The sequence below is a fragment of the Paraburkholderia sp. PGU19 genome (genome assembly GCF_013426915.1).
Classification (GTDB): Bacteria; Pseudomonadota; Gammaproteobacteria; order Burkholderiales; family Burkholderiaceae; genus Paraburkholderia.
Genome location: NZ_AP023180.1, coordinates 181,691 through 197,558 on the forward strand (window position 1 = coordinate 181,691; position 15,868 = coordinate 197,558).

Consider the following 15,868-nt stretch of genomic DNA (forward strand, 5'->3'; position numbering starts at 1 on the left):
CGCATGAGGAACAAAACCAGGAGCGCAGCGATGAATCAGATCGATCTGGAGGGCCGTGTCGTCGTCATTACGGGTGGCGCGCGAGGAATCGGCTATGCGGTAGCGCAGCGCGCGCTTCGCTCGGGCGCGGCCGTGGCGCTCTGGGACGTCGACACCGAGCGGCTCGAGCGCAGCGCGAAAGAGCTAAGCGAACTCGGCAAGGTCGCCGCCGTCACCGTCGATCAAACCAAAGAGGCCGAGATCGACGCCGCCGTCAGCAAGACGCTCGCCGCCCACGGCGCCATCGACGTGTTGATCAACTGCGCCGGCATCACGGGCGGCAACGGCACGACGTGGGAACTCGAACCGGACATGTGGCGCCGCGTGATCGACGTCAACCTGATCGGCCCGTATCTCGCATGCCGCGCGGTCGTGCCGCAGATGCTGAAGCAGGGTTACGGGCGCATTGTCAATATCGCTTCCGTGGCGGGCAAGGAAGGCAATCCGAACGCGTCGCACTACAGCGCGTCGAAAGCAGGGCTGATCGGCCTGACCAAATCGCTCGGCAAGGAACTCGCGACAAAGAACATCCTCGTCAACGCCGTCACGCCCGCAGCCGCGAAAACCGAAATCTTCGATTCGATGAAGCAGGAGCACATCGACTACATGCTGTCGAAGATTCCGATGAACCGCTTCCTGCTGCCGGACGAAGCAGCCTCGCTGATCCTGTGGCTCGCGTCGGAAGACTGTGCATTTAGCACGGGCGCCGTGTTCGATCTGTCGGGCGGCCGCGCAACGTACTAGACCTGCCAGACCGATCGCACGACAACGCACGACAACGAGCACGAACCACGGCGGCACACGCATGCCGTCGGGCCTTCGCACGAAGGCGACACGGAGACATGATGAACGGGACCTCGTCCGAAACCCGCGACACCCTCGACGGCATCGTCAGCCAGGTCATGCGGCGGCTGTTGCCGTTCCTGCTGCTGATGTACGTGCTCGCGTTCCTCGATCGCGCGAATATCGGCTTCGCACAAAAGGCCTTGCAGCACGACACGGGCATCTCGAACGCCGCGTTCGCGTTCGGCGCGGGCGTGTTTTTCGTCGGCTATGCGCTGTTCGAAGTGCCGAGCAATCTGTTGCTGCATCGCGTCGGCGCACGGCTGTGGATGTGCCGGATCATGGTCACGTGGGGCCTCGTGTCGGCGGCGATGAGTCTCGCGCACACGGCCACCACGTTCTATGCGCTGCGCTTTTTGCTCGGCGTCGCCGAAGCGGGCTTCTTTCCGGGCGTCATCTATTACCTGACGCGCTGGTTTCCGCAATCGGCGCGTGCGCGTGCTGTCGGCGTGTTTTATTTCGGCGCGCCGCTTGCATTCATGTTCGGCAGTCCGCTGTCGGGTTTTCTGCTGGAGTTGCACGGCGCGTTGAATCTCGCGGGGTGGCAGTGGCTGTTTCTGATCGAAGGCGGGCTGGCGTCGGTGGTCGGCGTGTGGGCGTTCTTCTATCTCGACGATCGGCCCGAGGACGCGCGCTGGCTCACGCCGCAAGCGCGCAAGACCTTGAGCGCCGCGCTCGACGACGACGCACGCGCCGCGTCCGCGCACGGCCCGCGCAACCTGCTCGCGGCGCTCGTCGATAAACGCGTGCTGCTGTTCTCCGCGATCTATCTGCTGATCCAGATGAGCGTGTACGGCGTGATCTTCTATTTGCCGCAGCAGGTCGCGGCGCTGATGGGCGAGTCGGTTGGCCTGCGCGTCGGCATGGTGGCGGCCGTGCCGTGGATCTGCGCGCTCGCGCTGACCTGGTTCGTGCCGCGCCGCGCCGACGCGACGGGCACGCACCGGCGCTGGGCTGTCGCGCTGCTGGTGCTCGCGGGATGCGGGATCGGCGTATCGGGCGCGACGCATAGTCCTCTGCTGGCGATGGCCGCGCTGTGCTGCGCGGCAAGCGGCTTCATCGCCGCGCAGCCGCTCTTCTGGACCTTTCCGACGCGCTACCTGACGGGCGCGGCGGCTGCGGGCGGCATCGCGCTGATCAATTCGCTCGGCAGCCTGGGTGGCTTCATCGCGCCGACGCTGCGCACGAGCGCCGAGCATGCGTTCCAGTCGACCTCGGCGGGCTTGCTGCTGCTCGGCGCGGCGAGTTTGCTGGCCGCGCTGCTGATCGGCACGCTGGTGCGCCGCGACGCGACGCGCGACACACCCGCTTTCCCGCAACCCATTCATCGCGCCCGCTGACACGCGAGGCGCACGCAACCCACGAACGGAGCTCTAGAACATGGCGATGCCCACTATCCGGCACGTGCGTGCCTTCGTCGTCCGCGGCGGCGGCGCGGACTATCACGATCAGGCCGACGGACACTGGATCGACGATCACATCTCGACGCCGATGGCGCGTTATCCGCAGTACCGGCAAAGCCGGCAGTCGTTCGGCATCAACGTGCTGGGGACGCTGGTCGTCGAAATCGAGGCGAGCGACGGCACGGTCGGCTTCGCGGTGACGACGGGCGGAGAGATCGGCGCGTTCATCGTCGAGAAGCATCTGGCGCGCTTCCTCGAAGGACAACGCGTGACGGACATCGAGAAGATGTGGGATCAGATGTACTTCTCGACGCTCTATTACGGACGCAAGGGCGTGGTGCTCAATACGATTTCGGGCGTCGATCTCGCACTGTGGGATCTGCTCGCGAAAGTGCGCAAGGAGCCCGTGTATCAGCTGTTGGGCGGCCCGGTGCGCGACGAGTTGCAGTTCTATGCGACGGGCGCGCGGCCCGACCTTGCGAAGGAAATGGGCTTTATCGGCGGCAAGCTGCCGTTGCAGCACAATCCGGCCGAAGGTGAGGAGGGACTCAGAAAGAACATCGACAAGCTCGCTGACATGCGCAGCCGCGTCGGCGACGATTTCTGGCTGATGTACGACTGCTGGATGAGCCTCGACGTCACGTACGCGACGAAGCTTGCGAAGGCCGCGCACGAATATGGGCTGAAGTGGATCGAAGAAGCGCTGTCGCCCGACGACTACTGGGGTTACGCCGAACTGCGCCGCAACGTGCCGCGCGGCATGATGGTATCGACGGGCGAGCACGAGGCGACGCGCTGGGGCTTCAGGATGCTGCTCGAAATGAACTGCTGCGATTTGATCCAGCCGGACGTCGGCTGGTGCGGCGGCATCACCGAACTGATCAAGATTTCCGCGCTCGCCGATGCGCATAACGTAATGGTTGTGCCGCATGGGTCGTCGGTGTACAGCTATCACTTCGTCGTCACGCGTCACAACTCGCCGTTCGCGGAGTTCCTGATGATGGCGCCGAAGGCCGATCAGGTGGTGCCGATGTTCACGCCGTTGCTGCTCGACGAGCCGGTGCCCGTCAATGGCCGCATGAAGGTGCCTGACACGCCGGGCTTCGGTGTGCGGCTGAATCCCGAGTGTGCGCTCGAGCGGCCTTATCAACATTGAACGGAGAAGCCTGTGCTGCTGAAAGACAAGGCGGTGATCGTGACGGGTGGCTCGCGCGGCATTGGGCGGGCGATTGCCGTGGCGTGTGCGAAAGAGGGTGCCGATGTTGCGATCAACTACTGGGGCGACAACGATGCGTCGTATAACCGGCGCTCCGCGGTCGAAGAAGTGATTGGCGAAATCGAATCGCTTGGGCGGCGGGTGATTGCCGTCGAGGGCAATGTCGCGTTGAAGGAGACGGGGCTTGAGCTTGTGCGGCGCACGGTCGAGGCGTTCGGTAAGGTTGATGTGCTGGCCAGCAATGCGGGCATTTGTCCGTTTCATGCGTTTCTCGATATGCCTGCCGATATGCTGGAGACGACGGTTGCCGTCAATCTCAATGGTGCATTTTTTGTCACGCAGGCTGTTGCGCTGCAGATGAAGGCGCAGGGTACTGGCGGTGCGATCGTCGCGACGAGTTCGATCAGTGCGCTCGTTGGGGGTGGGATGCAGACGCATTACACGCCGACTAAAGCGGGTGTGCACTCGCTGATGCAGTCTTGCGCTATTGCGCTTGGGCCTTTCGGCATACGGTGTAATTCTGTTATGCCTGGGACGATTGCTACGGACCTTAACGCCGAAGACCTCGGCGATGAGGCTAAGAAAGCGTACTTCGAGAAGCGTATCCCGCTTGGGCGGCTGGGACAGCCGGAGGATGTCGCTGATTGTGTGGTGTTTCTTGCTTCTGATCGGGCCAGGTATGTTACTGGCGCGGCTTTGTTAGTTGATGGTGGGTTGTTTGTGAATTTGCAGTAGGGTTTTTGGTTGTCTGCGACGCTGGGTGGTATGCCTTGTGTTTGCGCTGGCATCCGCGATTCGTTAGCTTGCTTCAAGCGTTGCCCCGCACAGGGGCGACGCTTGAAGCACGAAGGCAACACGCGGATGCCAGCGCAGAGGCCAAAACACCGAACTGCGACGCGTGAAGCACGAAGACAAAACGCGGATGCCAGCGCAAACACAAAGCAAACCACTTAGCGTCGCAGACAACAAAAAAACCTAAACCCCAACCGCCAGGTTATCTTCAGTAGCCAGTCGATGAGAATAAACCCGAAGCAAATCGACAAACCGCTGCGCGGGCTCAGCCAGAGCCTCTTCTTTCCGGGTAAGGATTCCAAACCCGGCAAGGCTCTTGCCAATCTCCACAGGCAACGCAACGAGTAACTTGCCGCGCACATGATCGCGCACAACAGACTCAGGCAGCATCGCGACAGCATCATAATTCTCAAGCAACTGCAGCGTAGCGAATATAGAAGCACACTCAGTGAGATTAGCAGGCGTCCCAAGCCCCGCCCGGGCGAGTTCCTCTTCAAACAAAACACGAGCCGGACTGGTAATAGGCTGCGCCACCCAAGGCCACTCCATCAACTCGCGAAGCGAAACAGCAGCCCGCCCGGCAACGGGATGCACAGCCCGTACAACCAGCACCAAAGTCTCCCGCGCCAGCGGCTCAAAACTGAAATCGTTATGCTGCAACGGATTCGTCAAGCGCCCCAGTGCGAGATCGACTTCGCGGCGATGCAGCAATTGCACCACCTGATCGCTGGTTTCCCCGAGGATGCACACATGCAACAACGGCCGTTCGGTTTTCAGCGCGGCAACGGCCATCGCCAGCAGATCGGGTGCGGCGCCCATGATCGCGCCAACAGTCAGTTGCCCATGCCCGCCCTTGCGCTTCGCGTCCAGATCCTCGGCAAAGCGCGTGAGATCCGCCAGCGCACGCCGAGCATAGGCCAGCGTAACGACGCCGAGCGGCGTCGGCTGCATGCCGCGCGCGTTGCGCTCGAACAGCAAAAAGCCGAGCGCCTCTTCAATGTCGCCCAACATGCGGCTCGCGCTGGGCTGCGCGACATTGATGGCATCGGCGGCCTGATGCACGTTGCGCGCGTCGTCGAGCGCGACGAGCAGCGCAAGATGCTTGAACTTGAGCCGGTTGACGAGGGAGATGCTGGCAGCGTTCTGGCTCATGGCGGATCAGCGGTGCGATTCGGTTTGAGTATCGCCCAATCCCAACAACGGATTGAGATGCTATCGACGCCCGAATTATAGTCGCATCAAGACGCTACCTTAGAGAGCGGCAAGAACAAGTGATCAAAGACACTGGAGACAAGCCCGGCATGGAGACAATCGCTTTCCGGATGGTGCTGAACCCCGGCATGCGCGACGAGTATGAGCGCCGGCATCGGGCAATCTGGCCGGAACTCGTCGACGCGCTGCACAATGCGGGCGTCCGCGATTACCGGATCTTTCTCGACGAAGACACGCACCATCTGTTCGCGATACTGACGCGCAACGCCGATCATTCGATGGAGCGCCTGCCCGAACTCGCCGTGATGCGCAAATGGTGGGATTACATGGCCGACATCATGCAGACGGCGCCCGACCATACGCCGCTCCAGCAAGCGCTGGTTCCCGTATTTGAACTGCAGCATCCCTTCCACTGATTCGCGACGCTCGCCGCGCACGCGCGCCGGCGACGAAGGACGCGCCATGAAAGTTGTCGACCCGCACATTCATCTGTGGGATCTGAAGACGCATCATTACCCCTGGCTCGCCAATCCCGGCGTGTCGTTCGTCGGCGATGCGCGTGTGCTCAAGCATGACTATCTGATCGCCGATCTGCTGAAAGACGCGGGGGATATCGAACTGCTCAAGTGCGTGCACGTCGAGGCGAATCACGATCCGAAAGATCCCGTCGAAGAAACGCGCTGGCTGCAAGGCGTCGCGGACGCTGAGGCTTCGCACTCGATGCCGAACGGAATCGTCGCCGCAGTCGATCTCGCTGCAGATAACGCGGCCGAAATGCTCGAAGCACACGCCGCATTCGCCAACACACGCGGCGTGCGGCAAATCCTCAACGTGCATCACGACAAGCTGTACAACTACGTAGGCCGTCACTTCATGCGCGAGGCGGCGTGGCGCGAAAACTTCCGGCTGCTGCACAAGCACGGCATGTCGTTCGACGTGCAGCTTTACCCGTCGCAGATGGAAGAAGCGGCCGCGCTCGCGAACGCGCATCAAGACACGCAGTTCATCGTCAATCATGCGGGCATGTTCGTCGATCGCAACAGCGTCGCCGGCTATCGTGCGTGGCGCGACGGGATGAAGGCGCTCGCGCAATGTCCGAACGTCGCCGTGAAGATCAGCGGTCTCGCGATGTTCGATCACAAATGGACCGTCGAAAGCCTGCGGCCATACGTGCTCGAAACGATCGACACATTCGGCGTCGAGCGCTCGATGTTCGCATCGAACTTTCCGGTGGACAGGCAGTTCGGCTCGTATGGCGACTTGTGGCGCGCGTATGCGTCGATCGTCGGCGACGCGAGCGAGGTGGAGAAAGACGCGCTCTTCGTGCGCAATGCCGAACGCTTCTATCGCATCTGAAGAAGCCTCGAACAATATGCAGTCGCAGCATGAAGGAGAACAGGGTGGAGCAACACACTGAAAGCGTGCCGAGGCTGGAACTGCGGCACGCCAGCAAAACGTTCGGGCGCGTGCGCGCGCTGTCGGACGGCGAACTGGTGCTATGGCCCGGCGAAGTGCATGCGCTGCTCGGCGAGAACGGCGCGGGCAAGTCGACGCTCGTGAAGATACTCGCGGGCGTGCATCAGCCCGACACGGGCGAGCTTCGCATCGATGGCGTCGAGCGCCGTTTCGCCACACCCGCCGAAGCGCGCGACGCGGGCCTCGCCGTCATCTATCAGGAACCAACGCTGTTCTTCGATCTGTCGATTGCCGAGAACATCTTCATGGGACGGCAGCCCGTCGATCGCTTCGGCCGCATTCAACACGATGCGATGCGCCGCGAAGTCGATGGACTGCTGGCGTCGCTGGGCGTCGATCTGCGCGCGGATCGTCTCGTGCGCGGCCTGTCGATCGCCGATCAGCAGGTGATCGAGATTGCGAAGGCGCTGTCGCTGAACGCGAACGTGCTGATCATGGACGAGCCGACGGCGGCGCTGTCGCTGCCCGAAGTCGAGCGGCTCTTTACGATCGTGCGCAAGCTGCGCGAGCGTGACGTCGCGATCCTGTTTATCACGCATCGGCTCGATGAAGTGTTCGCCTTGACGCAGCATGTCACGATCATGCGCGACGGCGCGAAGGTGTTCGATGCGCCGACGTCGGAAATGACGACGGAATCGGTGGTCGCGAAGATGGTCGGACGCGATCTGGAAACGTTCTATCCGAAGGCCGATGTGAAGCCGGGCGACGTGCGTCTGTCGGTGCGCAATTTGACGCGCGTTGGCGTGTTCAAGGACGTGTCGTTCGATGTGCGCGCAGGCGAAATCGTCGCGCTCGCGGGTCTGGTCGGCGCGGGCCGCAGCGAAGTGGCGCGCGCGATCTTCGGCATCGACCCGATCGATTCGGGCGAAGTGCAGATCGCGGGCAAGCGCCTGAAGACGGGCAATCCCGCCGCGGCTGTGCGCGCGGGCCTTGCGCTCGTGCCGGAAGACCGGCGCCAGCAAGGTCTGGCGCTGGAGTTGAGCATCGCGCGTAATGCGTCGATGACGGTGCTCGGCCGTCTCGTGCGCCACGGTCTGATCTCGACGCGCAGCGAGACGCAACTCGCGACGCGCTGGGGCACGCGGCTACGCCTGAAGGCAAGCGATCCTTCCGCGCCCGTCGGCACGCTATCAGGCGGCAACCAGCAAAAGGTGGTGCTCGGCAAATGGCTCGCGACAGGCCCGAAAGTGCTGATCATCGACGAGCCGACGCGCGGCATCGATGTCGGCGCGAAAGCGGAAGTGTATGGCGCGCTCTCCGAACTCGTGCAGGAAGGCATGGCTGTGTTGATGATTTCGAGCGAACTGCCCGAAGTGCTCGGCATGGCGGACCGCGTACTCGTGATGCACGAAGGCCGCATCAGTGCGGACATTTCACGCGCCGATGCGAGTGAAGAGCGCATCATGAACGCGGCACTCGGTCAATCGGCGGCACTACTGGGGCGCGCAGCATGATCCGGCATTCGACTCATTCACACGCGGCGTCGATCGAACACGCGCCGCTACAACGTACGCGCTCCGGCCCCGGCGGCATCGTCGGGACGATCGCGAAGAGCCGCGAGACGACGCTCTTCGTCGTGCTGATCCTGCTGATACTCGGCACGTCGCTCGCGCGGCCGCAGTTTCTGAACCTGCAGAATCTGCGCGACGTGTTGCTCAACGTGTCGATCGTCAGCTTGCTGACGGCGGGTATGACGGTCGTCATCCTGATGCGGCACATCGATCTGTCGATTGGCTCGACGGTCGGCATCAGCGCATATGCCGTCGGCAGTCTGTACGTCGCGTTTCCGCAGATGCCCGTGCTGGTCGCGCTGGTTGCGGGCGTCGCGATCGGGCTCGTCGCGGGCGGCATCAATGCGCTGCTGATCGCGGTGGGACGTGTGCCGTCGCTGGTGGCGACGCTATCGACGCTCTACATTTTCCGTGGTGCCGATTACGCGTGGGTGCATGGCGGCCAGATCAACGCGACGAGCCTGCCTGAGGCGTACTCGCGTCTCGCGACGGGTACCTTGCTCGGCATTCCGACGCTTGCGCTGATCGCCGCCGCCGTGCTGTTGGCGCTGTCGTTCTATCTGAAGCATTTCCGTGCGGGCCGCGAGCACTACGCGATCGGCTCGAACCCCGAGGCGGCGCGCCTGGCGGGCGTCAACGTCGAACGGCGCGTGATGTCGGGCTTCCTGTTGTCGGGCGCGATTGCGGGCTTTGCGGGCGCGCTGTGGCTCGCTCGCTTCGGCACCGTCGACGCGAGCACCGCGAAAGGCATCGAGTTGCAGGTGGTGGCGGCGGCCGTGGTCGGCAGCGTCGCGATCACGGGCGGCGTCGGCACGATACTCGGCGCGACGCTCGGCGCACTCGTGCTCGGCGTGATCAGCATCGCGCTCGTCGTGCTGCACGTGTCGCCGTTCTGGGAGCAGGCTATCGAAGGCGCGCTGATCGTCGCGGCAATTGCCGCCGACACGCTGCTGGCCCGTTCCGTCGCCAAACGCATGATGAGGAAACGCGATCATGGCTAAACCCGATTCCGCGCTGCTCACGCGCAAGCGCGAAACGCCGCTGCGCTGGGAAACCTTGCTGGTCGTCGTGCTGATCCTGTCGCTCGGATTGGGGCGCGTGCTGTCGCCCGTGTTCCTGACGGGCGCGAATCTAAGCAACGTGCTCGCCGACCTCACCGAGATCGCGTTGATGGCGTTGCCGATGACGCTGATCATCGTCGCGGCCGAGATCGATCTGTCCGTCGCATCGGTGCTCGGCGCGTCGAGCGCGCTGATGGGCGTGCTGTGGCATATGGGCCTGCCGATGCCCGTCGTGATCGTGCTCGTGTTGCTGTTCGGCATGATCGCGGGGCTGTTCAACGGGCTCGTGATCGTGAAGCTGAATCTGCCGTCGCTCGCCGTCACGATCGGCACGCTCGCGCTGTTTCGAGGGCTGTCGTATGTGCTGCTCGGCGATCAGGCCGTCGCGGATTTTCCGGCGGGCTACACGGCGTTCGGCATGGACACGCTGTTCGGCACGTTCATTCCGCTGCCGTTCGTGATCGTCATTGTTTGCGCCGTGCTGTTCACCGTGCTCTTGCAGGCGACGGCGTTCGGCCGCAGCCTCTATGCGATCGGCGCGAACTCGACGGCGGCCGCGTTCTCCGGCATCGAGGTCGCGAAAGTGCGGATGCGTCTTTTCATGCTGTCGGGCTTCATGAGCGCGCTTGCGGGCATCGTCTACACGTTGCGCTTCACGAGCGCGCGTGGCGACAACGGCGAAGGCTTCGAACTGTCGGTGATTGCCGCCGTGCTGTTCGGCGGCGTGAGCATCTTCGGCGGACGCGGGTCGATGGTCGGCGTGCTGCTGTCGCTGCTGATCATCGGCGTATTGAAGAACGCGCTCACGCTCGATGATGTCTCCAGCGAAACGCTGACCATCGTAACGGGCGCGCTGCTGCTCGCATCGGTGCTGATTCCGAACCTGGTCGCGCGCTGGCGCGCGATGCGCGACCGCAAGCTGATCGCCGCGCAAACATTGACAAAGCCGAGTGCGTCGTAAGTCATGCAAACCCGCCGTACGTGATGCCGTTTAATTCAACCGGACGCCAAAAGTCCGATCCACCACCAGGAGACAACAGATGAACAAACCACTGCGTCACGCGGGAGCGATGATGCTCTGCGCGGCTATGCTGGGCGTGAGCGTCGCCGCGTCCGCAGCAGGCATCAAGCCGGATCTGAAGATCGCGTTCGTGCCCAAGCAGATCAACAACCCGTACGAAGTGATCGCCGACGACGGCGGCATGGCCGCAATCAAGGAGTTCAAGGGGCAGGGCAAGGTGGTGGGGCCGTCGGACGCGGGCGCGTCGTCACAGGTGTCGTACATCAATACGCTGACCACGCAGCGTCAGGATGCCATCGTCATCGCAGCGAACGACGCGAATGCGCTCGTGCCGTATCTAAAGAAGGCGATGTCGCAAGGCATCAAGGTCGTGACGTTCGATTCCGACACGGCGCCCGATGGCCGTCAGCTGTTCGTGAATCAGGCCAACGCGGAGAGCATTGGGCGCGGGCAGATTCAGCTCGTGTCGAAGCTGATGGGCGGCGAGGGCGAGTTCGCTATTCTGTCAGCCACGCCTAACGCGACAAACCAGAATACGTGGATCAAGTGGATGCAGGAAGAACTCAAGAAGCCCGAGTATTCGAAGTTGAAGCTCGTGAAGATCGCGTACGGCAACGACGATGACCAGAAGTCGTTCGTCGAGACGCAAGGGCTGTTGCAGGCGTATCCGAACCTGAAGGCGATCGTGGCGCCTACATCTGTCGGCATTGCGGCGGCGGCGCGCTATATCTCGACGTCGTCGAGCAAGGGCAAGGTCGCGGTGACGGGTCTCGGCACGCCTAACCAGATGCGCGCGTTCGTGAAGAACGGCACCGTGAAAGCGTTCCAGTTGTGGGACCCGGGTCAGTTGGGCTATCTCGCGGCGTATGCGGCGGCAAGTCTCGCATCGGGCGCGATCACGGGCAAGGAAGGCGAATCGTTCGACGCGGGCAAGCTCGGCAAGCGCACCATCGGCGCGCAAGGCGAAATCATTCTTGGACCGCCGACTACGTTTGACGCAAGCAATATCGATAACTTCAACTTCTGAGGTTCATCAGGTCACTTGCTGGAAGCGGGCCGCTCGCGCGATGCGAGCGGCCTTTTTGTTTTCAATTCAAACTGGCGTCGCTCGTCAGACCAGGCCATTGACCTGCGAGTACTTGACGAGATCCGCGTTCGTCTCCAGTTGAAGTTTCTTCATTGCGGTGCTTTTTTGCGTCGCTACCGTCGAAACCGACCGGTTCACCTGTCGCGCGATCTCGGTCAACGACGCGCCGGAAGCGAACAGCCGGATCACATTCATTTCCTTTTTCGTCAGGACGGACTTGCCGCCGTTCGTCTCGTTACCGTCAGGCCGATGAAGCCGCGCACGGATCTTCGCAGAGAAATAAGGCCGTCGATGCTGCATCACTTCGCGTGCGGCGATACGGAATTCTTCGATGCCCTCACGTTTGTCAACAATCCCCGCGACACCCGAGCGCGATACGCGGATCAGGACGTCATCGCTAGCGAGCATGGTGAAGACGACGACAGGAATGTCGGGATAGCGGCTGCGCAGTCGCGCGATGAGGCCGAGTCCGTCGATGTCGTTCTGCGCGGTTCCCATGGTCAGGTCCGTGATGATCAGATCCCAGGTGCCCTCGGACAGCAACTGCAGCAGTTCTTTGCCCGACTTGACGGCGGCATCGACGATAAAGCCTGGTATGCCCGTCAACGCGTTGATGACAGCGTGCCGGATAACCGGGTGGTCGTCTGCAATGGCAATCCGGAAATCGCGAGTGGCATTCATGGTCGAAAGGCTGGACAGTGTCGGTGCAACGGCCAATGGACGTCGGAACTGGACGGCGCGATGTGGGCCGTTTCCGAATTGACGTGGGCATCGTCCTGCGCGTTGAAGGAAAAGTAAGCGGATGCCGTGAGGATAGCGAACGGAACAAAAATTTAGTCAATTTTCAGGCGAATGCCGATGATTTTCGAAAAAATCCGACGTAGTACGTGTGCGCAATTTGCAACAGCCTTCGCTTCGCAGATGCAATCGCCAGGCAGATCGTATTCGATGGGTTGAGGTCTCTCCTTGCGTTTTGATAAAACGGCATGGAAAGACCGCCATTGATGCGTGAAGTGCAGTTGCTGTAAAGAACTGTCAAGAATCAGGATGGCGACAAGAAACGCGTCAACGTTTAATCAACCGGCGCGTTTAGTGCGTTGACCCCTATGAGGTCGGACGGCCAGCGAGCCGTCAGTCAACAACCCAAGGTTTAAGGATTCAAGCAATGAACAAGCACATCATCGCCGCCGCTCTGGCAGGTCTGTTCTCGATCGCCGCATTCGCGCAGGCATCGGCGCCCGCAGCAACGGAAGAGGCGCCTGCAGCAGCATCGGCACCCGCTGCCAAGCACCACGCAAAGAAGCACAGCTCGAAGAAGAAGCACGCACACAAGAAGGCAGCGCCCGCGAAGGCAGCCAGCGACGAAGCAGCGTCGGCAGCACAGTAAGGCTTAGCGCTCCACGCTGATGTCGAAGGAGGAAGCGCGGTTGCGAAACCGCCTTCCTCTTTTTTGTTTCAACGGGCCGTGTTGCGCTGATCGGCAAACGGACCCAGCGCCGCGGCAAAGCGGCGCGCGCATGACAGACCAAATGCTGTCGGACGCATGCCCCGGTCGTGCTCGACATCGAACCCCATGCGCCACGCTGCGATCCGTTTGCCGTAGCAGGTCAATGCATCGAGCGATTGCATCACGAAGACGATGGACGGCAGGATGCGTTCGTAAAGCGCTTGCGCGTTCACCTGATCGTCTTCCATGAAGATGCGATAAATCGCGGCTTGCCAGTCGAATGAATCGGGCGCGACGATCAGGCCCGCGCAACCGGCGCGCAGATTGTCGATCAGTTCCTGGCCTCCGCGCCCATTGAAAACGGGTAACGCACTGCGATGTTCGCGCAGCCGTTCGATCGTCGAATGAATGATCGTGGCGGGGCCTTCGCCTTTGAGCCACTGAAACTGCCCGCATTGCGCGCCAAGCGCGACCAGCGATTGAACCGTGAGCCCGACGCCCAGATATTCCGGCGCATTCTGGATGCCGGCAGGCACGCGCACGCGCTGCATGACGTCGGCAAAAAAATCGAAGTAAAACGATTCGGGCTTGTCGCGAACGGATGGCGGTTGCAGGATCAGCGACGACGCGCCGTGATGCGCTGCGTAATCCGCCAATGCGAGTTGCGCGTCAGCTGTATCACCCGTGACGGTGACCGCGAACGGCACGCGCCCGGCAATGTGCGCGCCCGTCCATTCGATAAAACGCTGCTTCTCTTCAAGCGACAAACGGTTCACTTCCGTCGCAAGACCGAGAATCACGATGCCGCTTGCGCCCGCGTCGATCGTCGCGTCGACCTGTGTGTGAATTGCTTGACGGTCGAGTGCATCGTTCGCGTCGAAGTAGGCGTAGAGCACGGGCCACATGCCGCGTGGCGAGAACGAGGCGGGTCGCGTCATGATCAATGCGAATCGCGCGGCACGGGCGCGCCGCTTGCGCCCACCAGGAAGTCGAGATCGGCGCCCTGGTCCGCCTGCAGCACATGCTCGACGTAGAGCCGGTAATAGCCGCGTGCAGGCAGCTCGGGCGCGTGCCACGCGGCGCGGCGCCGTTCGAGTTCACCGTCGGATACATCCAGATGCAAACGCCGCGCGGCGACGTCGAGTTCGATCATGTCGCCTGTCTGCACCAGCGCGAGCGGTCCGCCTGCCGCAGCTTCGGGCGATATGTGCAGCACCACCGCGCCATATGCCGTGCCGCTCATGCGGCCATCGGAGATGCGGACCATGTCGGTAATGCCTTTTTGCAGGACCTTTTTTGGCAGCGGCATGTTGCCGACTTCTGCGAAGCCGGGATAGCCCTTCGGCCCCGCGCCCTTGAGCACCATCACGCAATGCTCGTCGATATCGAGCGAGTCGTCGTCGACCTTCGCGTGCAGTTCTTCGACGTTCTCGAACACCACCGCGCGCCCGCGATGCTTCAACAGCGAAGCCGTTGCGGCCGACGGCTTGATGACGGCGCCATTCGGCGCGAGATTGCCGCGCAGCACGGCGATGCCCGCTTGCGGCTTGAACGGCTCGGCGAAAGTGGTGATGACCTTCTGATCGTAGTTGGGTGCGTCGCAGACGTTGTCCCAGATCGTCTTGCCATTGACGGTCAACGCGTCCCGATGCAGCAGCCCTTGCTCGCCCAGTTGCCGCAGCACGGCGGGCAAGCCGCCCGCGTAGTAGAAATCTTCCATCAGGTACTCGCCCGATGGCTGCAGATTCACGAGGCACGGTACATCCGAGCCGAGTTCCCAGTCGTCGAGCGAGAGATCGACACCGATGCGCCGCGCGAGCGCGATCAGATGCACGACGGCATTCGTCGATCCGCCGATCGCGGCGTTCGTGCGGATCGCGTTTTCAAAGGCCTGGCGCGTGAGGATCTTGTCCATCGTCACATCGTCGCGAACCATTTCGACGATGCGCCGTCCTGCGAGATGCGCGAGCACCTGGCGGCGCGCATCGACGGCAGGAATCGCCGCGTTGTGCGGCAGACCGATGCCCAGCGATTCGACCATCGACGCCATCGTCGATGCCGTGCCCATCGTCATGCAATGGCCGCGTGAGCGGTTCATGCACGATTCGGCGTCGATGAATTCCTGCTGGCTCATCGTGCCCGCGCGCACTTCCTCGGACATCTGCCACACGCCCGTGCCCGAGCCGATCGTGCGGCCGCGAAAGCGGCCATTGAGCATCGGACCACCCGACACGGCGAGCGCGGGCAGGTTGCACGAGGCCGCGCCCATCAACAGCGCGGGCGTGGTCTTGTCGCAGCCGACGAGCAGGATCACGCCATCGAGCGGATTGCCGCGTATCGACTCCTCGACATCCATCGAAGCCAGATTGCGAAACAGCATCGCCGTGGGCCGCAGATTCGATTCGCCGAGCGACATCACGGGGAATTCGAGCGGCAGCCCGCCAGCCTCGCGCACGCCGCGCTTCACGTACTCGGCAAGCTCGCGGAAGTGCGCGTTGCAGGGTGTCAGCTCCGACCATGTATTGCAGATGCCGACCACGGGGCGGCCGTCGAATTCATCGTGTGGAATGCCCTGGTTTTTCATCCACGAACGATGGATGAAGCCGTCCTTGTCGTTGCGGCCGAACCAGCTTTGCGAGCGGAGCTTGCGCATGAGGTCTCCTGATTGCTTCGTTCTTCGTACGTCGGTGCAGATCAGCTTAGCCCATTCGTTGCACGAGATGGCGTTCGTCGGAAGGGCTGCGAGGATCACGACGCGTC

General features: G+C 62.3%; 15 protein-coding genes. 11 read left to right on the forward strand and 4 right to left on the reverse strand.

Annotated features, from left to right (window positions below):
* Positions 1 to 30 precede the first annotated feature (30 nt).
* The 4 genes from H1204_RS18430 to H1204_RS18445 all read left to right on the forward strand — a co-directional run bounded on the left by H1204_RS18430 (position 31) and on the right by H1204_RS18445 (position 4,236).
* Positions 31 to 783, forward strand: a complete 753-nt coding sequence (locus tag H1204_RS18430) for an SDR family NAD(P)-dependent oxidoreductase (protein ID WP_180732158.1) — start codon at positions 31 to 33, stop codon at positions 781 to 783.
* A gap of 98 nt (positions 784 to 881) precedes the next feature.
* On the forward strand, positions 882 to 2,222 hold the full coding sequence (locus H1204_RS18435; RefSeq protein ID WP_180732159.1) for an MFS transporter: 1,341 nt from the start codon (positions 882 to 884) through the stop codon (positions 2,220 to 2,222).
* Between the two features lie 40 nt (positions 2,223 to 2,262).
* Entirely contained in the window at positions 2,263 to 3,441 is a 1,179-nt protein-coding gene (gene rhmD / locus H1204_RS18440) for an L-rhamnonate dehydratase (protein WP_180732160.1), read from the forward strand.
* A gap of 12 nt (positions 3,442 to 3,453) precedes the next feature.
* On the forward strand, positions 3,454 to 4,236 hold the full coding sequence (locus H1204_RS18445; RefSeq protein ID WP_180732161.1) for an SDR family NAD(P)-dependent oxidoreductase: 783 nt from the start codon (positions 3,454 to 3,456) through the stop codon (positions 4,234 to 4,236).
* Between the two features lie 240 nt (positions 4,237 to 4,476).
* Here the strand turns inward: H1204_RS18445 and H1204_RS18450 are convergent, their stop codons facing one another.
* The gene (locus tag H1204_RS18450) at positions 4,477 to 5,445 is read right to left on the reverse strand and encodes a LysR family transcriptional regulator (RefSeq protein WP_180732162.1); all 969 of its coding nucleotides are present in this window, start codon (positions 5,443 to 5,445) and stop codon (positions 4,477 to 4,479) included.
* 149 nt (positions 5,446 to 5,594) lie between these two features.
* Here H1204_RS18450 and rhaM point away from each other — a divergent pair, with 149 nt between their 5' ends.
* The 6 genes from rhaM (at position 5,595) to rhaS (ending at position 11,601) form a co-directional block, all read left to right on the forward strand.
* Positions 5,595 to 5,921 (forward strand): L-rhamnose mutarotase, encoded by a 327-nt coding sequence (rhaM, locus tag H1204_RS18455; protein ID WP_180732163.1) that lies wholly within the window; start codon positions 5,595 to 5,597, stop codon positions 5,919 to 5,921.
* Between the two features lie 46 nt (positions 5,922 to 5,967).
* Positions 5,968 to 6,861, forward strand: coding sequence for an amidohydrolase family protein (locus H1204_RS18460; protein WP_180732164.1), 894 nt, complete (start codon positions 5,968 to 5,970; stop codon positions 6,859 to 6,861).
* A 29-nt stretch (positions 6,862 to 6,890) separates the two neighbouring features.
* On the forward strand, positions 6,891 to 8,435 hold the full coding sequence (locus H1204_RS18465; RefSeq protein ID WP_180732165.1) for a sugar ABC transporter ATP-binding protein: 1,545 nt from the start codon (positions 6,891 to 6,893) through the stop codon (positions 8,433 to 8,435).
* Entirely contained in the window at positions 8,432 to 9,493 is a 1,062-nt protein-coding gene (locus H1204_RS18470; protein ID WP_180732166.1) for an ABC transporter permease, read from the forward strand. Before H1204_RS18465 ends, H1204_RS18470 begins: the two co-directional genes overlap by 4 nt.
* Entirely contained in the window at positions 9,486 to 10,514 is a 1,029-nt protein-coding gene (locus tag H1204_RS18475) for an ABC transporter permease (RefSeq protein ID WP_180732167.1), read from the forward strand. The genes H1204_RS18470 and H1204_RS18475 overlap by 8 nt, the downstream gene beginning before the upstream one ends.
* Before the next feature lie 79 nt (positions 10,515 to 10,593).
* On the forward strand, positions 10,594 to 11,601 hold the full coding sequence (rhaS, locus tag H1204_RS18480; RefSeq protein WP_007749456.1) for a rhamnose ABC transporter substrate-binding protein: 1,008 nt from the start codon (positions 10,594 to 10,596) through the stop codon (positions 11,599 to 11,601).
* An 84-nt stretch (positions 11,602 to 11,685) separates the two neighbouring features.
* Here rhaS and H1204_RS18485 read toward each other — a convergent pair whose 3' ends face one another.
* Positions 11,686 to 12,342, reverse strand: a complete 657-nt coding sequence (locus tag H1204_RS18485; RefSeq protein WP_243468714.1) for a response regulator transcription factor — start codon at positions 12,340 to 12,342, stop codon at positions 11,686 to 11,688.
* 484 nt (positions 12,343 to 12,826) lie between these two features.
* Here H1204_RS18485 and H1204_RS18490 point away from each other — a divergent pair, with 484 nt between their 5' ends.
* Positions 12,827 to 13,048, forward strand: coding sequence for a hypothetical protein (locus H1204_RS18490; RefSeq protein ID WP_180732169.1), 222 nt, complete (start codon positions 12,827 to 12,829; stop codon positions 13,046 to 13,048).
* A 68-nt stretch (positions 13,049 to 13,116) separates the two neighbouring features.
* Here the strand turns inward: H1204_RS18490 and H1204_RS18495 are convergent, their stop codons facing one another.
* Positions 13,117 to 14,046: a dihydrodipicolinate synthase family protein gene (locus H1204_RS18495; RefSeq protein WP_243468715.1), complete on the reverse strand. Its 930-nt coding sequence runs from the start codon at positions 14,044 to 14,046 to the stop codon at positions 13,117 to 13,119.
* A 2-nt stretch (positions 14,047 to 14,048) separates the two neighbouring features.
* Entirely contained in the window at positions 14,049 to 15,761 is a 1,713-nt protein-coding gene (locus tag H1204_RS18500; RefSeq protein ID WP_180732170.1) for an IlvD/Edd family dehydratase, read from the reverse strand.
* Positions 15,762 to 15,868: the final 107 nt, after the last annotated feature.